15 protein-coding genes are annotated in these 14,980 nt (G+C 71.1%); 5 read left to right on the top strand and 10 right to left on the bottom strand.

Annotation, left to right across the window (positions count from 1 at the left end):
- Positions 1-23 precede the first annotated feature (23 nt).
- From AB0M43_RS23120 to pruA, 4 genes are all read right to left on the bottom strand, one after another.
- The gene (locus tag AB0M43_RS23120) at positions 24-755 is read right to left on the bottom strand and encodes a hypothetical protein (protein ID WP_363727825.1); all 732 of its coding nucleotides are present in this window, start codon (positions 753-755) and stop codon (positions 24-26) included.
- Between the two features lie 84 nt (positions 756-839).
- A complete protein-coding gene (locus tag AB0M43_RS23115; RefSeq protein ID WP_363727824.1) occupies positions 840-1,544 on the bottom strand; it encodes a hypothetical protein in 705 nt (234 codons plus the stop codon).
- A 228-nt stretch (positions 1,545-1,772) separates the two neighbouring features.
- Positions 1,773-2,039, bottom strand: coding sequence for a hypothetical protein (locus tag AB0M43_RS23110; protein ID WP_363727823.1), 267 nt, complete (start codon positions 2,037-2,039; stop codon positions 1,773-1,775).
- 157 nt (positions 2,040-2,196) lie between these two features.
- Positions 2,197-3,822, bottom strand: a complete 1,626-nt coding sequence (gene pruA / locus AB0M43_RS23105; RefSeq protein WP_363727822.1) for an L-glutamate gamma-semialdehyde dehydrogenase — start codon at positions 3,820-3,822, stop codon at positions 2,197-2,199.
- Between the two features lie 171 nt (positions 3,823-3,993).
- Between pruA and AB0M43_RS23100 the strand changes: the two genes are divergently transcribed.
- Positions 3,994-5,031, top strand: coding sequence for a hypothetical protein (locus tag AB0M43_RS23100; RefSeq protein ID WP_363727821.1), 1,038 nt, complete (start codon positions 3,994-3,996; stop codon positions 5,029-5,031).
- Between the two features lie 195 nt (positions 5,032-5,226).
- Here AB0M43_RS23100 and AB0M43_RS23095 read toward each other — a convergent pair whose 3' ends face one another.
- Complete coding sequence (locus AB0M43_RS23095) at positions 5,227-5,724, bottom strand: hypothetical protein (RefSeq protein WP_363727820.1); 498 nt, start codon at positions 5,722-5,724, stop codon at positions 5,227-5,229.
- A 68-nt stretch (positions 5,725-5,792) separates the two neighbouring features.
- Between AB0M43_RS23095 and AB0M43_RS23090 the strand changes: the two genes are divergently transcribed.
- The 3 genes from AB0M43_RS23090 (at position 5,793) to AB0M43_RS23080 (ending at position 7,530) form a co-directional block, all read left to right on the top strand.
- A complete protein-coding gene (locus tag AB0M43_RS23090; protein ID WP_363727819.1) occupies positions 5,793-6,023 on the top strand; it encodes a helix-turn-helix domain-containing protein in 231 nt (76 codons plus the stop codon).
- Positions 6,024-6,534: 511 nt separating this feature from the next.
- Complete coding sequence (locus AB0M43_RS23085) at positions 6,535-6,990, top strand: Rv3235 family protein (RefSeq protein WP_363727818.1); 456 nt, start codon at positions 6,535-6,537, stop codon at positions 6,988-6,990.
- A 78-nt stretch (positions 6,991-7,068) separates the two neighbouring features.
- Positions 7,069-7,530, top strand: coding sequence for a hypothetical protein (locus tag AB0M43_RS23080; protein WP_363727817.1), 462 nt, complete (start codon positions 7,069-7,071; stop codon positions 7,528-7,530).
- A gap of 83 nt (positions 7,531-7,613) precedes the next feature.
- Here AB0M43_RS23080 and secA read toward each other — a convergent pair whose 3' ends face one another.
- Positions 7,614-10,463: a preprotein translocase subunit SecA gene (gene secA, locus AB0M43_RS23075; protein ID WP_363727816.1), complete on the bottom strand. Its 2,850-nt coding sequence runs from the start codon at positions 10,461-10,463 to the stop codon at positions 7,614-7,616.
- 128 nt (positions 10,464-10,591) lie between these two features.
- Here secA and AB0M43_RS23070 point away from each other — a divergent pair, with 128 nt between their 5' ends.
- Positions 10,592-11,692 (top strand): GNAT family N-acetyltransferase, encoded by a 1,101-nt coding sequence (locus tag AB0M43_RS23070; protein ID WP_363727815.1) that lies wholly within the window; start codon positions 10,592-10,594, stop codon positions 11,690-11,692.
- 50 nt (positions 11,693-11,742) lie between these two features.
- Here AB0M43_RS23070 and AB0M43_RS23065 read toward each other — a convergent pair whose 3' ends face one another.
- From AB0M43_RS23065 to AB0M43_RS23050, 4 genes are all read right to left on the bottom strand, one after another.
- Positions 11,743-12,795: a GNAT family N-acetyltransferase gene (locus tag AB0M43_RS23065; protein ID WP_363727814.1), complete on the bottom strand. Its 1,053-nt coding sequence runs from the start codon at positions 12,793-12,795 to the stop codon at positions 11,743-11,745.
- A 279-nt stretch (positions 12,796-13,074) separates the two neighbouring features.
- A complete protein-coding gene (gene nusB / locus AB0M43_RS23060; RefSeq protein ID WP_363727813.1) occupies positions 13,075-13,524 on the bottom strand; it encodes a transcription antitermination factor NusB in 450 nt (149 codons plus the stop codon).
- On the bottom strand, positions 13,517-14,074 hold the full coding sequence (gene efp / locus AB0M43_RS23055) for an elongation factor P (RefSeq protein ID WP_363727812.1): 558 nt from the start codon (positions 14,072-14,074) through the stop codon (positions 13,517-13,519). Before efp ends, nusB begins: the two co-directional genes overlap by 8 nt.
- Positions 14,075-14,144: 70 nt before the next feature.
- Complete coding sequence (locus AB0M43_RS23050; protein ID WP_363727811.1) at positions 14,145-14,975, bottom strand: hypothetical protein; 831 nt, start codon at positions 14,973-14,975, stop codon at positions 14,145-14,147.
- Positions 14,976-14,980 lie beyond the last annotated feature (5 nt).

Genomic DNA, 14,980 nt, shown 5'->3' with positions numbered 1-14,980 from the left:
GCCCTTTCGGGCGCCCACGCCCCTCAGCTCCGCATCCTCCGCGCCCCACCCCGACCGGCCGGCAGCACGACACGCACCACCATCACTACCGCGACCACCGGGGGCAGGACGACGCAGACATAGACCAGCCGGGGGTACGGGTGCACCACGTCCAGGAACCCGTCCAGAATGCCCGCGACCACCAGGTACGCGACACCGACGCCGAGGACGAAGAGGCCGACGAAGACACCGACGGCGAGAACCGGGTCCTCGATGTCCCTGCGCAGGGCGACGACGAGCCCGTACACGGCGAGCGTGAACGCCGCCGCCCAGTACAGGAGCCCGAGCAGTGCCGCGAAGTAGGGCACCTCCGGCCGGTGGTCGGTCACCGACACGAACCCCGCCCGCTGGACGGTCACGATGTCGCCCCGGAACCACCGGACGGTCAACTCCCGCCCCACGCCGCGGGCGTAGCAGATGTCGGCGTCCACCTCGACCGGCTCGGCCCGGTCGGGCCCGCCGAGCCTGAGCCAGCTGGTGTAGCCGGCCTCGTAGTCCCCGCGCCGCTCGCAGCTCCAGTCCGAGACGGTGGCCTGCCGCACACAGTCCCGGTCGACCACCTCGCCGCAGGCCGGGGCCCGGTTGTAGGCCACGGTCTCCTCGGTCCCGACAAAGGTCATGACCGTGCCCAGCAGGAAGCCCACCACGACGATCACCACCCTGAAGATCGCGTTGTAGACGCGCTCCCTGAACTCCGCGCCACCGAGCATCGTCATCCCCCCCACGCCGGAACCCGCCGACTATCCACTATGGACCGGAGGGGACGATTTCTCCACCGGGAGGCACGCCGGCGACTCGCGTCAGGCCCTGGGCAGCCCGCCCAACCACGGCGGCAGCGGCACCCGCAGCCACGTGACGACCGCCGCGCCCGGGGTCAGCGCGACGCTGACGAGGATCAGCCGGGGCTCGGGCCGCACCAGGCCCCACACGCCGTCCAGCAGCCAGGTGACCAGCAGATACCCGGAGCCGAGCACGGCACACAGGGAGACCGACCCGAACGCGAACGAGTCCCACTCCCGCCCCAGGAGACCCTGCCCCTTCCGGGTGCCGTTCCAGAACACCACGGTCCAGAACACCAGACCGAGCATGCCCCACAGGTACGGCGGCGCCGGGGTGTGCTCCGTGACCGACCGCACGGCCCCGCGCCGGACGCCGACGATCTCGCCCCGGAACCACCGGATCCCCAACTCCTCGCCCTTCCCGCCGCAGACCTCGGCGTCGTCCACCCGGACCAGCTCCGGCCGGGCGCGCTCCCCCACCCGCAGGTGGTGGGTCACGGCGTACTCCCCGCCGCCGCGCCGCTCGCAGCCCCAGGTGGGGGCCGTGGACTCCCGCACGCAGCCGTCGTCGGACGTGCCCACGCAGACCGGGGCCCGGGCGTAGGCCCGCACCTTCCCGGTCTCGGTGACCGTCAGGACCGTGCCGTACAGGACGCCCACCGCCGCGACGAGCACCCACAGGGCCGCGCGGACGAAGACGTTGTCGAAGTCCAACCACCTCGCCATGTCCGCCCCCAGCGGTCGGCAGCCCGTAGACCATCCACAGTGCCCTATCGACCGGCCCGGAGCCCACCCCCTGGCGGATGGCGACAGGAACCGGCGAGGGTCGGCCTGCGCGGTGCCGGTCCGTGGCGCGCCCGCCGGCCCGGACACGCCACGGGGCGGACGCCGTCGACCGGCACCCGCCCCGTGGGCTCCCGCTACGACCGCGCGGTCGCCGTGTCCGTCCCGGGCCTACGACCCCTCGGTCGCGACGTTGTCCTGGCCGGACGTGCCGGCCGGGCCCGCGAAGGAGCCCTGGGTCGCGATGTTGTCGAGGCCTGACGTGCCGGCCGGGCCGGCGAAGGAACCATGGGTCGCGGTGTTGTCCGTGCCGACCACCGACCCGTGGGTCGCGGTGTTGTCCGTGCCGGACGTGCCGGGATCGGCGGACGCTGGGCCCGCCGTCCCGAACACCCCGGCGACGAAGACGGCCGCGACCACCAACAGAGATCTACGCATGACAGTGTCCTTTCCCCGTGTGACTGTCCCCCACAGTCTCGACACGCGCCCGGATCCCCGCAAGACCCGCCGCCCCGGAACCGCACGCGTCCCCAGGTCAGGGCAGGGAAACGGCCGGGCTCCCCGTGGGGAACCCGGCCGCGTCATGCCCGGAGGACTAGCCCATGTGCGGGTAGCGGTGGTCCGTCGGCGGCACGAAGGTCTCCTTGATCGTGCGCGGCGACATCCAGCGGAGCAGGTTGTGCCAGGAGCCGGCCTTGTCGTTGGTGCCCGACGCGCGCGCCCCACCGAACGGCTGCTGGCCGACGACGGCGCCGGTCGGCTTGTCGTTGATGTAGAAGTTGCCGGCCGAGAACCGCAGCTCGTTGGCCGCCCAGTCCACGATCCGGCGGTCGTCGGCGAAGATCGAGCCGGTCAGCGCGTACGGGGAGGCGTTCTCGGCCTGCTTGACGACCTTCTCGAAGTCCGCGTCGTCGTAGACGTAGACGCCCATGATCGGGCCGAAGTACTCGGTCGTGAAGATCTCGTGCGTCGGGTCGGTGGACTCGATCAGGGTCGGGCGGACGAAGTAGCCGACCGAGTCGTCGGTCGTGCCCCCGGCCAGCACGGAGACCCCGGACGCGCCGTGGACCCGGTCGAACACGGCCGCGTGCTTGTCGAACGCGCGCCGGTCGATCACCGCGCCGCCGAAGTTGGAGAAGTCGGAGACGTCGCCGTAGGTGAGGCCCTCGGTGGTGGCGACCAGGTCGTCCTTGATCGCGTTCCAGATCGAGCGCGGCAGGTACGACCGGGAGGCCGCCGAACACTTCTGGCCCTGGTACTCGAAGGCGCCCCGGACGATCGCCGTGCTCACCGCCGCCGCGTTGGCCGACGGGTGCGCGATGATGAAGTCCTTGCCGCCGGTCTCGCCGACGATCCGCGGGTAGCCCCGGTAGTTCGAGATGTTGTTGCCGATCGTCGTCCACAGCTTCTGGAACGTCGGCGTGGAGCCGGTGAAGTGCAGGCCGGCGAAGTCCGGGTCGGCCAGGGCGACCTCGGAGACCGCCAGGCCGTCGCCCGTGACCATGTTGATCACGCCGGGCGGCAGGCCGGCCGCCTCGAACAGCCGCATCGTGAAGTGCGCGGCGAACTGCTGGGTCACCGACGGCTTCCACACGACCGTGTTGCCCATCAGGGCCGGGGCCATCGGCAGGTTCGCGCCGATCGCGGTGAAGTTGAACGGCGTGATCGCGAGCACGAAGCCCTCGAGCGGCCGGTGGTCGAACCGGTTCCAGATCCCGTCGGAGGACCTCGGCTGGTCGGCGAGCAGCTGGGAGCCGAACGCCACGTTGTACCGCAGGAAGTCGATCAGCTCACACGCCGCGTCGATCTCGGCCTGCTGGACGGTCTTGGACTGGCCGAGCATCGTCGCGCCGTTCAGCGTGTCCCGCCACGGGCCGGCCAGCAGGTCGGCGGCGCGCAGGAAGATCGCGGCCCGCTCGCTGTACGGCAGGGCCCGCCACATCGGCGCGGCGTCCTTGGCGGCCCGGACGGCGGCCCGCGCGTCGGCGGTCGTGGCGTTGGCCGTGACGCCGAGCACATGCGCGTGCTTGTGCGGCTGCACGACGGGCAGCTCCTCGCCGCCGGCCATCCGCTGCTCGCCGCCGATCGTGGAGGTGAGCTGGAGCTGCTCGCCGGCCAGCTCGGCGAGCCTGGTCTGCAGGCTGGCCCGCTCGGGGCTCCCCGGGGCGTACGAGCGGACCGGCTCGTTGCGCGCGTCCGGAACGGTGAAGAGGGCGTCCATCGCTACTCCTGATAGCTCGACTTCGCTGGCGGGCGGAGCCAATCATCCCACGTCTCGGCTGGTCATCGTCACCTGACGGACACCACACTCGTTTGCCCGGTAGGGCAAGTCCTCTCGCCCGCCACGTACCCTCGGATGCTGTCACCCCCGCGTCGATGGAGTGAGCCCCTGATGACCGACTCTCCTCCCGCCCCACTCAAGCCCGGCAACGCCGCGATCCTGCTCGGAATCGGCCTCGCCTGGCTGTTCGCCCTCCTCTGGGCGCTTCGTGCCTCCCTCGCCGAGAGCGGCGGCATGGACTCCGGCCTGATCAGCGCCGCCCAGAACCTGTTCCAGCTGGTCGCGGTGGTCCTCGCGGCCGGGGCGGCGGCGGGCCTGTGCGCCGTGGCCACGCTCCGGTTCGCCACCACGGGCCCGAAGCGCCTCGCGGTCAGTGCCGGAGCGGGACTCCTCTTCGGGGTACTGTCCGGCGCGCTCGCCCTCGCCATGATCCGCGACACCCGCAGCTCCGCCGTGATCGCGGTCTGCCTGGCGGCCGCGGCGCTGGTCGGCGGCCTGTTCGCCGCGATCCGCCCCGTCCGGCTGATCGCGGCCGGCATCGCGGGCACGTACGCCGCGTTCCTCGCCAAGGTGATCCTGAACATCTTCGGCCCGAAGATCGCGCCCCTGTTCGGCGCCGGCAAGACCATCGACACGGTCAACGCGGCCGAGAACCGGATGCTCCTCGCGTTCGGCGTCCTCGCGGGCATCGTGGCCGGGGTGGTCGCCTTCCGGTACCTGGTGCGCGGCCCCGCCCTGCACTGGGCCGCCTACCTGGCCGCCGGCGGCGTCGCAGGGTTCCTGGCCCTCCTGTCCGAGGGCTTCGCCTGGCTGACCGCCCCCCGGCTCGTCGCCCCGCTCGCGGACCTGTCCGTGATCGCCGAGGAGCTGCTGTCCACGAAGATCGGGCCCCGGGTCAACTCGGGGATCGCTCTGCTGTTCGCCGGGGCGATCACGGCCACGATCCTGATCGGGCGCACGATGCGGCCGGCCGGCGCCGAGGTGCCCCCGGCACCGAAGCCCGAGGCCGTGGCGTTCCCCGCCGACGCGGACCAGCCCGAACCCGTGTCGGTGTTCGGCACCCCGCTGCCGGCCGCTGCTCCGGCCACTGTTCCGGCCGCCGCTCCAGCCGCCGCTCCGGAGAGCCGCGAGGAGGCCAGCAAGTCCTGAGCCGACCTGTCCACCGGGGGATGCGCCCCGCCGTCGAGCCCGTCGTGCGGCGCGCCCGACGCGGGGCACGGAAACGTCGCCGGCCCGGCACCGGGTCGAGGACTCCGCAAGCGGGCAGCCCGGTCGGGCGCGGCGGACCGCGGCGCCGGTGAGCGTCGGGGCGCGCGGGTCCCTCGTACCCGTCGAAGTTGTGGGTTATGCGCCGTCGAGGAGCTGGTCCAGCTCCGAGACGTCGAACCAGGCCAGGTCATGGTCCTCGGTGCCGTCCACCGTGAACTGGGCGTCCTCGTCGCCGGCCAGCGCCTCCAGGATCACGTCCACCGCCGCCGTCACGTCCGGCGCGGCGTCCGCGTCGTCCACGTGCAGCGACACGACCGCCTTCAGGCCCACCGGGGAACTCAGCTCCACCAGGCTCGACCCGAGCTCCTGCTCCGGCTTCACCTGCGCGTCCGGCACGTCGGCGGCGATCACCACCCGGCGGCGCGGGGCCGCCGGATCGAACCGGAGCAGTTGGAGGGCCGCCTGGGCCGCGGCGGTGAACGCCACGAACTCCAGCTCCTCCTCGTCGCCCTCCACATACCACTCCCGCAGGCCCGGGGTCACCGCGTGCGCGGAGAGCGGGCCGGGGCCCAGCTGACCGTCGGCGCGCAGGGCGGCGAGCAGGGGAAGAGTGCCCGGCAGGTAGACCCGCATGTGCTGCTCCTCAACGCCATCGGTGGCAAACTAAGGAAACCGTACCCCTCGCCCCGGAGGCGCACCCCATGGAGCCACGGTTCCTGCAGTTGGCGGACGTCGCCGACCTGCTGAACGTCTCGACCTCCCAGGTCTACCACCTGGTCCGCAGCGGTGAGCTGCGCGGGATCAAGATCGGGGGGCGGGGCCAGTGGCGGGTCGAGCGCACCGAGGTCGAGAGCTACATCGAGCGGATGTACGCCGAGACGGCCGTCTGGATCCGCGAGAATCCCCTCATCGCCGACGATAGTGTCGGATAGGCGATTCAGTCTGGCGCGTGGCTGTCGGAGCTCAGTAGAACGTCCCAGACGCAAACGGGGGTAAACGTAGGCTTCGGGAGGCTGTATGCACGTCATGATCGGGCCCGTTCCCCCGTCCGAGCCCCCGTATGAGCAGGAGTCGTGCTGCGCGGGGGTGTGCTGCGGGGGCCTGTGCCTGGCGGAGCCGGGGATCGCGCGGGTGGAGGTCCGGCGGTTGGCGGCGGCGCGCGGCACGGAATTGGCGCGACCCGGGCACCTGGGCGGCGCGGACCACGGGGGACCCGGGCACACCCGGGGAGCCCTGCGCTCGGAGGCACCTCGGGGAGCTGCTCCTCCGCCGCGGGACCCGACCCGGGCTGGCGGAGCGGCCGGCGACCGGGGCGAGCTGCCTGAGGACACCGGTTCCGAACCGCCCGCACCGGCGGGAGGTTCCGCCCGCTCCGGGGGCGCAGGGGCGCCGGCCGCGCAGGGGAGATCCGCGCCCGCCAAGCGCGTGGTCGGCCGGCGTGCCGTGGACCCCCACCCGGACCAGGACACCCGGACCCCCACCGCCGGCCGCGCCGGCACCCGCCCCTCCGGCCCCGCCGGCACCCGCCCGGGCCGCACCGCCGTCCGGGGCCCCGACGGCTGGGCCACCCGCGCCGCCGGCGCCTTCCTCCGCCTCTACCTGGAGGCACTCACCGGCCACCGCCCCGCCCAGGCGCTGCGGGCCGTCTGTTCCCCCGACGCGCACCGGCAACTGGTCCTCGACATCGACCAGCAACGGGGCACGGCGGGGACGGCCCGGGTCTCGTCGCTGCGGGTGTCCTCCCCCGCCCCGTCGGTGATCGAGGCGGTGGTGATGCTGCACCGGTCGAGCCGGATCTGGGCGATGACCCTGCGGCTGGAACGGCCGGCGGACACCTGGCTGTGCACCCACCTCCAGTCGCTGCGCCCCGGCGGCCCGGCGAAACCCGACACCCACTGAGACGGGTACTCCCACAGGCTCTGACGCGTGGCCCGCTCGTCCGCCACGCGTCAGAGCCCGGCCCGGGATGATCGTCCGGTGACCAACACCGGGCAGCACCCGCCGGAACTCGTCCTCGGACTGCGACTTCCCCCAGCCCTGGGAGCGGCGATAGCGGCAGACGAGTGGAGAGCCCCCGCCGACCGGGATGTCCTCGAGGCTGTCTTCGCGGACGAAGCCGCGCTGCCGTACTTCTACGGCCCCGCCGACATCGAACGGGAAACGCTCAGCATCCGCGACACAACCCCCGACTACTACGAGTTCTTCGTGGGCAAGCCGCCATATGACATCGACCTCCACCAGTGCCTGGTGATCGGCGGTCTTGGCCCAGACCAACCCTTCGCCCTGGACTACCGCCGCGCCACCACGGCCCCGCGAGTCCTCTACCTTCGAGAGGTCGGTTGGACCGAAGTGGCCACCGACATCGAGACACTGATGGCCCGGCTCCGCATCGGCCCGATCCCCGCAGGCGGATGGCCTGCCGCCAATCCGCCGCCCTGACGGCGGCCCCGCCCCGGGTCGAACGCGCCCCGGACAGCGAACGGCCCCCGACACCAGTGGTGTCGGGGGCCGGACGTCACAGGTCACTCCCCTTCGGAAGCCCCGTGGCAACGCTTGTACTTCTTGCCCGAGCCACACGGGCACGGCGAGTTCCGCGAGGGACCCCCGCCGACCTTCTGGCCGGGCGCCGGACGCTTGGCACCGGCCGACATCGGGGACGCCGGGCCGACGCCGAGACCGAGCGCCGGAGCCTCCTCGTGGTGCACGACGCCGCCCGCGCCGGCCTCACCGTCGATGGTGGGGGCCGAGTAGTGCAGCTGCTGCGGCCCGCGACCGCCGAGGCCCTTGGCGCGGATCTCGACGTGCTCGGGCTCGCCGCCGAAGCCCTCCGGGAGCGGGGTGATGGTGTCACCGGGCTCGGCGGCGGCGGGGGCCGGCTCCTCGACCTTGACCTCGAGGTTGAACAGGTAGGAGACGGTCTCCTCCTTGACGCCCTCGAGCATCTGGTTGAACATGTCGAAGCCCTCGCGCTGGTACTCCACGAGCGGGTCGCGCTGGGCGTACGCCCGGAGGCCGACACCCTCCTGGAGGTAGTCCATCTCGTAGAGGTGCTCGCGCCACTTGCGGTCGATGACGGCCAGCAGGACCTGGCGCTCCAACTCACGGAGCGGGGCCTCGCCGAGCTCGGCCTCCCGGTTGTCGTACGCGGCGTGCGCGTCCTCCTTGAGGCGCTCCAGCAGCCACTCGGCCTCGATGCCGCCCCGGCCGTCGACCTCGTCCTCGAGCTCCTCGATCGTGACGCCGACCGGGTAGGTCTGCTTCATGACCGTCCAGAGCTGCTCCAGGTCCCAGTCCTCCGCGTAGCCGTCGGCGGTGGCACCCTGCACGTAGCCGGAGATCGTGTCGTCGACCATGTGCCGGACCTGCTCGTGCAGGTCCTCGCCGTCGAGCACCCGGCGGCGCTCGGCGTAGATGACCTGGCGCTGCTTGTTGAGCACCTCGTCGTACTTCAGGACGTTCTTGCGGACCTCGGCGTTCTGGCCCTCGATCTGGGTCTGCGCGCCCTTGATCTGGCGGGACACCATCTTCGACTCGATCGGCACGTCGTCCGGGATGTTGAACCGGTCCATGACGGCCTCGACGGCGCCCGAACGGAACCGGCGCATCAGCTCGTCCTGGAGGGACAGGTAGAACCGGGACTCGCCCGGGTCGCCCTGGCGGCCGGAACGGCCCCGGAGCTGGTTGTCGATCCGGCGGGACTCGTGCCGCTCGGTGCCGAGGACGTAGAGCCCACCGGCCTCGATGACGGCCGCGTTGTCCTCGGAGCAGGACTCCTCGGCGCGCTCGAGGGCGGCCTCCCACAGCTCCGGGTACTTCTCGTCCTCCTCGGTGACGCCGGCGTTGCGCAGCTCGGCCGCCGCCGTGTACTCCGGGTTGCCGCCGAGCAGGATGTCCGTACCCCGGCCGGCCATGTTCGTGGCGACCGTGACGCCGCCCTTGCGCCCGGCCTGGGCGACGATCTCGGCCTCCCGCGCGTGGTACTTCGCGTTGAGGACCGAGTGCGGGATGCCGCGCTTCTTCAGCAGGCTGGAGATGAGCTCCGAGTTCTCCACGGAGACGGTGCCGACGAGGACGGGCTGGCCGAGGGTGTGCCGCTCGACGATGTCCTCGACGACGGCCTCGAACTTGGCCATCTCCGTCTTGTAGATGACGTCGGCCTTGTCGACCCGGATCATCGGCCGGTGGGTCGGGATGGACACGACGCCGACGCTGTACACCTTGTTGAACTCGGCGGCCTCGGTCTGGGCCGTACCGGTCATGCCGCCCAGCTTCTCGTACAACCGGAAGTAGTTCTGGAGGGTGATCGTCGCCAGGGTCTGGTTCTCCTGCTTGATCTCCACGCCCTCTTTGGCCTCGATGGCCTGGTGCATGCCCTCGTTGTACCGCCGGCCGTGCAGGATGCGGCCCGTGAACTCGTCCACGATCAGGACCTCACCGTCGGAGACGATGTAGTCCTTGTCCTTCTTGTAGAGCTCCTTGGCCTTGATCGCGTTGTTCAGGTAGCCGACGAGCGGGGTGTTGGCCGACTCGTAGAGGTTGTCGACACCGAGGACGTCCTCGACCCGGGAGATGCCCTTCTCCGAGATGGAGACGGTCCGCTTGGACTCGTCGACCTCGTAGTGGCCCTCCTCGCCCTTGGTCATCCGACCGACGACCCGGGCGAACTCCTCATACCACCGGCCGGCCTGGTCCGCCGGGCCCGAGATGATCAGCGGGGTCCGGGCCTCGTCGATCAGGATCGAGTCGACCTCGTCGACCACGGCGAAGTAGTGGCCGCGCTGGACCATCTCCTCCTTCGACCACGCCATGTTGTCGCGCAGGTAGTCGAAGCCGAACTCGTTGTTCGTGCCGTAGGTGATGTCGGCCTCGTAGGCGGCCTTGTGGTCGGCGGGCGACTGGTTCGGCAGGATGGCGCCGACGGTCAGGCCGAGGAAGTGGTGCACCCGGCCCATCCACTCGGCGTCCCGCTGGGCGAGGTAGTCGTTGACCGTGATGACGTGCACGCCCTTGCCGGCCAGCGCGTTGAGATACACCGGGAGCAGACACGTCTGCGTCTTGCCCTCACCGGTCTTCATCTCGGCGATGTTGCCGAAGTGCAGGGCGGCGCCACCCATGATCTGGACGTCGTAGTGCCGCTTGCCGAGGACCCGCTTGGTCGCCTCGCGGACGACCGCGAACGCCTCCGGGAGCAGGTCGTCGAGAGTCTCGCCCTCGTCGAGGCGCTCCTTGAAGAGGGCGGTCTGCTCGCGCAGCTCCTCGTCACTGAGGTCAACGTAGTTGTCCTCGATCGAGCTCACGGCGTCGGCGATGGCCTTCAGCCTGCGCACCATGCGGCCTTCGCCGGCGCGGAGAAGCTTTTCAAAAATCGACACGGGTCAGCACTCCCTGGGAGGTATTCGCTTGACCATCGTAGGCGGCAATCCCCCCAGTGACGACCCCACCCTGGTGTTCCGAAAAATCCTGTTCGCTCACAGCTGATGTCAGCACGCATGATCTGGTGGTGGAAATCAAGACCGATTCTTTTGTACTCCGCGCGTGGCGCGGCTCCGACGCCGACCAGGTGTTCGACGCCTGCCAGGATCCGGCGATCCAGCGGTGGACCAGGGTGCCCGTCCCGTACCTCAGGGAGCACGCCGTCGGCTTCGTCACCGGCGCGGCTTCTGGGCAGTTCGGGATCTTCGACCACGACGGCCTGCTGCTGGGCTCCATCGGCGTGGTGGACCACGACGTCGAGGCCCGGGTCGCCGAGATCGGCTACTGGGTCGCCCCGGGCGGCCGGGGCCGGGGCGTGACCACCGAGGCCCTCAAGCTCGTCTGCCGCTGGGCGTTCGACACCCTGCGCGTGCAGCGGCTGCTCTGGCGGGCCAGGATCGGGAACCTGCCGTCGCAGCTGGTCGCCGAGCGCGCCGGCTTCGTGATGGAGGGCGTGCAGCGCGAGGCCCTGATCGAACGGGACGGGGAGCCGGTCGACGGCATGGTCGGCGCGCTGCTGCCGGCCGACCTGGCCCGGATGGAGGAGCACGGCTTCCCGACGGTCGACGGCCGGCGTACCCGGGTGTTCAGCTCCCCGCCGCCGGTACTCGTCGAGGGTCCCGTGACGCTCCGGGCCCCCGAGCTCCGCGACGCCGACGACATGCTGGTCGCGTGCGTGGACCCCGAGATCCTGCGGTGGACGTCCATGCCGCTGGGCTACACCCGGGAGATGGCCGAGAGCTTCGTCGGCTTCACCGCCCGCCAGTGGCAGCGCGGCACCGCGGCGATCTTCGCGGTGTGCGGCCCGGACGACCGGTGGGCCGGCAACATGGACCTGCGGATCTCGGCGGCGGACCCGACCCTCGGCGAGGTGGGCTTCATGACCGCCCCGTGGGCCCGCGGCCAGGGGCACTGCACCGCCGCCCTGCGGGCCGTCTCCCGCTGGGGCTTCGAGGAGTTGGGCCTCGTCCGGATCGAGTGGAACGCCTTCGTCGGCAACGACGGGTCGCGGCGGGTCGCCGAGAAGGCCGGGTTCGTGGTCGAGGGCACCCAGCGCGGGCGGCTCCGGCACCGGGGCGAGCCGGTCGACTCCTGGATCGGCGCGAAACTCGCCACCGACCCCCACTAGACGGGTACGAGGTGCCCGCCGCCCGGACCACCCGGCGGCGGGCGCTCCGCCTAGCCGGGTAGCCGGGCCCAGAGGATGTCGTCGATCCGGGTGCCGTTCGGGCCGGGTAGCCGGGAGCGGGTGTAGCCCTCCTGGACGAAGCCGGCCTTCTGGAGCACCCGCTGGGAACCGATGTTCTCCGGGGCCGTGCCCGCGATCAGGCGCATGACGCCCACCTGCGCGAACGCCCACTCGGCGACCAGGTTCGCGGCCCGGGTCGTGTACCCCTTGCCCCGGAAGGCGGGTAGCGCCGAGTACCCGATCATGGCCTGTCCGGTCGGGGGCTCGTGGTAGTAGAGCCCGATCTCGCCGACGAACGCGCCGCTCGCCGCCTCCCAGATGCCCAGGTCCACGCTGACGCCCGTCAGCCAGCCGCCCGGGGCGAGCCGGCAGCGCTCCTCGACCTCCGCGCGGCTCATCTCCACCGGCGGCACGTTGCTCTTCACGACCTCGGGCAGGTTGCGCAGCGCGAACATCTCGTCCGTGTCCGCCGGCCCGATCGGGCGGACCGCGACCACGCCGTCGGTCAGTTCGCCGCCCGGCAGGTCCGGGAACAGCCGGCGGGTCGGGCCCGGCGGGTCCGAGGGCAGCCGCGACCAGACCAGCATGTCGTGGCGGCCGCCGCCCCGGCTCTGCTCGGCGGCGCGCCGCAGCCCCTCGCTCCGGAACCCGGCGGCCAGGGCGACCCGCTGGCTGATCACGTTCTCGGGATGGGTGGTCAGTTCGAGCCGCTCGTAGCCGTGCGCGAACGCCCAGGCCGTGCCCTGCCGGGTCGCCTCGGTGGCGACGCCTCGGCCCCGGGCCCACGGGGCCACCCAGTAGCCCAGGGTCCCGGGCTGGGTGGCGACGCTGCCGAGCAGCCGGTCGTCGGCCGGGTCGACGATGGCCCAGATCTGGCCACCCCGGGCGGCCACGGTCGGCGCGCCGTCCCGGATCCACCAGAGGGCGTGTTCCAGCGAGTACGGCGCGGGGAGGCTGGGCACGAACCGCTGGATCAGCGGGTCGTTGCACGCGGCGGCGAGGTCCTCGGCGTCACTGTCGCGGAGCGGTCGAAGAGTGATCACCCGGCCGACCCTACCTTCCCTGCGGTGGGCCGTCGTCGAGGTTCGCCCCTGGAGATCTACCCCTCGACGGGTACTGGCGTCCCGGGCCCCGGCGGCGGTCGGCTCTCCCTGTCGCGTGGTCGCCTCGGGCCTGGGTGGTGTTGGACGGCGTCGGGGGTGGGGGCGGTCCGTGGCGGTTCGTTGGAAGAGAGAAGAGCCTTTGACTCTCTTCCAACGAACCCGCCCCGACCGTGCCGGACCGAACCCAACCGTGCTGGACGTCGCGTGCGCGCCTTTGTGCTACCAGCGGCCGGAATAGTCGGATATCCGACCCAGGACGCCGTTGATGAAGCGCGGGGAGTCGTCCGTGGACAGCTCCTTGGCCAGCTCGACCGCCTCGCTGATCGCGACCGGCGCGTCGATGCCCTCGCCCCACATCAGTTCGAACACCGCGATCCGGAGCAGGTTGCGGTCCACGGTGGGCATCCGGTCCAGCGTCCAGCCCTCGGCGTACGTCGAGATCAGCTCGTCGATCTCCTCGCGCTTCTGGGCGACGCCCTCCACCAGGGCCACCGCGTACTCCGAGAACTTCGGGGCCTCCGGCTCGCGCAGCGAGATCTTCTGCCGCGCGGTCAGCACGCCGAGCATGCCGATCTGCCGGATGTCCGCCTCGTACAGCACGTCCAACGCGCGCCGGCGCGCCTTGCGGCGCGCCGGGTTGTACGCGGGGTCGTGGGAGGACTCAGGCACGACCGAGGTACCGCTTGTCACGGGTGTCGATCTTGACCTTCTCGCCGATGCTGATGAAGAGCGGGACCTGCACCTCGGCGCCGGTCTCCAGCGTCGCCGGCTTGGTGCCGCTGGTGGAGCGGTCGCCCTGCATGCCCGGCTCGGTGTAGGTGACCTCGAACAGCGCGCTGGTCGGCAGCTCGATGAACAGCACCGCGCCCTCGTGGGTCGCCACGGTCACGACCATCTCGCCGAGCAGGAAGCCCGCGTCGTCGCCGACGATCTTGCCCGAGATGTGCAGCTGCTCGTAGCTGGACGTGTCCATGAAGACGAAGTCCTCGCCGTCCGCGTACAGGTACTGCATGTCGCGCTTGTCGACGGTCGCGGTGTCGACCTTGATGCCGGCGTTGAAGGTCTTGTCGACCACCTTGCCGGACAGCACGTGCTTCAGCTTGGTCCGGACGAACGCCGGGCCCTTGCCGGGCTTGACGTGCTGGAACTCGATGACGGTCCAGAGTTCGCCATCGAGGTTGAGGACGAGGCCGTTCTTGAGCTCGTTAGTGGATGCCATGCCTCGTTACGTCCTCTTTCGTATGGGTTGACTACTTCGGTACGGTGGCCGCTGATGGCCGTCGGACAGTCTACCGGCTCGGCGTGAGCGACCCGCCACCGCCAATCTGGGCGAACCGCTCCAGGGCGAACCGCATGCCGTCCGGCCCGACGGCGGTGGCCCGGCTGAACGGGAACTCCAGCTGGTACACCGCGTAGAGGAGCATCACCACCATCATGGTGACCGTCACGACCATTGTCGCGTGCGCGAGCCGGCCGGGCACCCCGAACAGGTAGGCGAACGCGACGAACAGTACGGCGCCGCCGATCAGCGCGAACCACAGCACCGGGTTGACCCCGCCCTCGACCGACGCCAGCCGGGTACCCCGGGCGTCGACGACCTGCTTGAGCTTGTCGGCCGTCTCCTGGTACCGGCGGGAGGTGACCTGGTCGGTGGACTTCAGGCCCTCGACCTCCGCCCGCAGGTCGTCGAGGAGCTGGTAGCCGTTCGGGGACACCGCCTCGCGGGCGGCCATCTGGGGCCACTCGTCGTCCACGACCGTGTTCGCGTACTGGCGGCTGAGGGCCTCGATCCTGGCGCGCTGGGGCTCGGGGGCGTGGTGGCCGACCCAGTAGACCTCGACGAGGGCGTTGGCCTCCTTGTACGAGTTGTCCTCGGCCTCGTTCATGGTGTCCCAGACCGCGATGACGATGAAGGCGAGCATCACCGCGTACAACACGCCGATGATCTCGAAGAACGCGCCGGTGACGTCGTTGTGCTGGGCGCGGAGCTCGGAGGAGAGAAAGCGGTGCTGGAGGTAGACCAGGACGCCGGCGACGACGCCCGCGCCGACGACCCACAGCAAACCTTCGAGGTAGATGTTCACGCTGAGCATTTTGACGTAATAAAGTACCAGAATCATGTTTA

It is taken from the genome of Longispora sp. NPDC051575 (genome assembly GCF_040681875.1).
GTDB lineage: Bacteria > Actinomycetota > Actinomycetes > Mycobacteriales > Micromonosporaceae > Longispora.
The sequence above is the reverse complement of the archived record's forward strand: the minus strand, read 5'-3'. Positions and strand labels throughout refer to the sequence as shown.

Excerpts from the sequence above, each read along its gene's own strand:
- AB0M43_RS23050 (WP_363727811.1), bottom strand. The coding sequence starts at position 14,975 with ATGATTCTGGTACTTTATTACGTCAAAATGCTCAGCGTGAACATCTAC.
- pruA (WP_363727822.1), bottom strand. The coding sequence starts at position 3,822 with ATGGACGCCCTCTTCACCGTTCCGGACGCGCGCAACGAGCCGGTCCGC.
- AB0M43_RS23100 (WP_363727821.1), top strand. The coding sequence starts at position 3,994 with ATGACCGACTCTCCTCCCGCCCCACTCAAGCCCGGCAACGCCGCGATC.
- AB0M43_RS23120 (WP_363727825.1), bottom strand. The coding sequence starts at position 755 with ATGACGATGCTCGGTGGCGCGGAGTTCAGGGAGCGCGTCTACAACGCG.
- AB0M43_RS23115 (WP_363727824.1), bottom strand. The coding sequence starts at position 1,544 with ATGGCGAGGTGGTTGGACTTCGACAACGTCTTCGTCCGCGCGGCCCTG.
- AB0M43_RS23110 (WP_363727823.1), bottom strand. The coding sequence starts at position 2,039 with ATGCGTAGATCTCTGTTGGTGGTCGCGGCCGTCTTCGTCGCCGGGGTG.
- AB0M43_RS23090 (WP_363727819.1), top strand. The coding sequence starts at position 5,793 with ATGGAGCCACGGTTCCTGCAGTTGGCGGACGTCGCCGACCTGCTGAAC.
- efp (WP_363727812.1), bottom strand. The coding sequence starts at position 14,074 with ATGGCATCCACTAACGAGCTCAAGAACGGCCTCGTCCTCAACCTCGAT.
- AB0M43_RS23095 (WP_363727820.1), bottom strand. The coding sequence starts at position 5,724 with ATGCGGGTCTACCTGCCGGGCACTCTTCCCCTGCTCGCCGCCCTGCGC.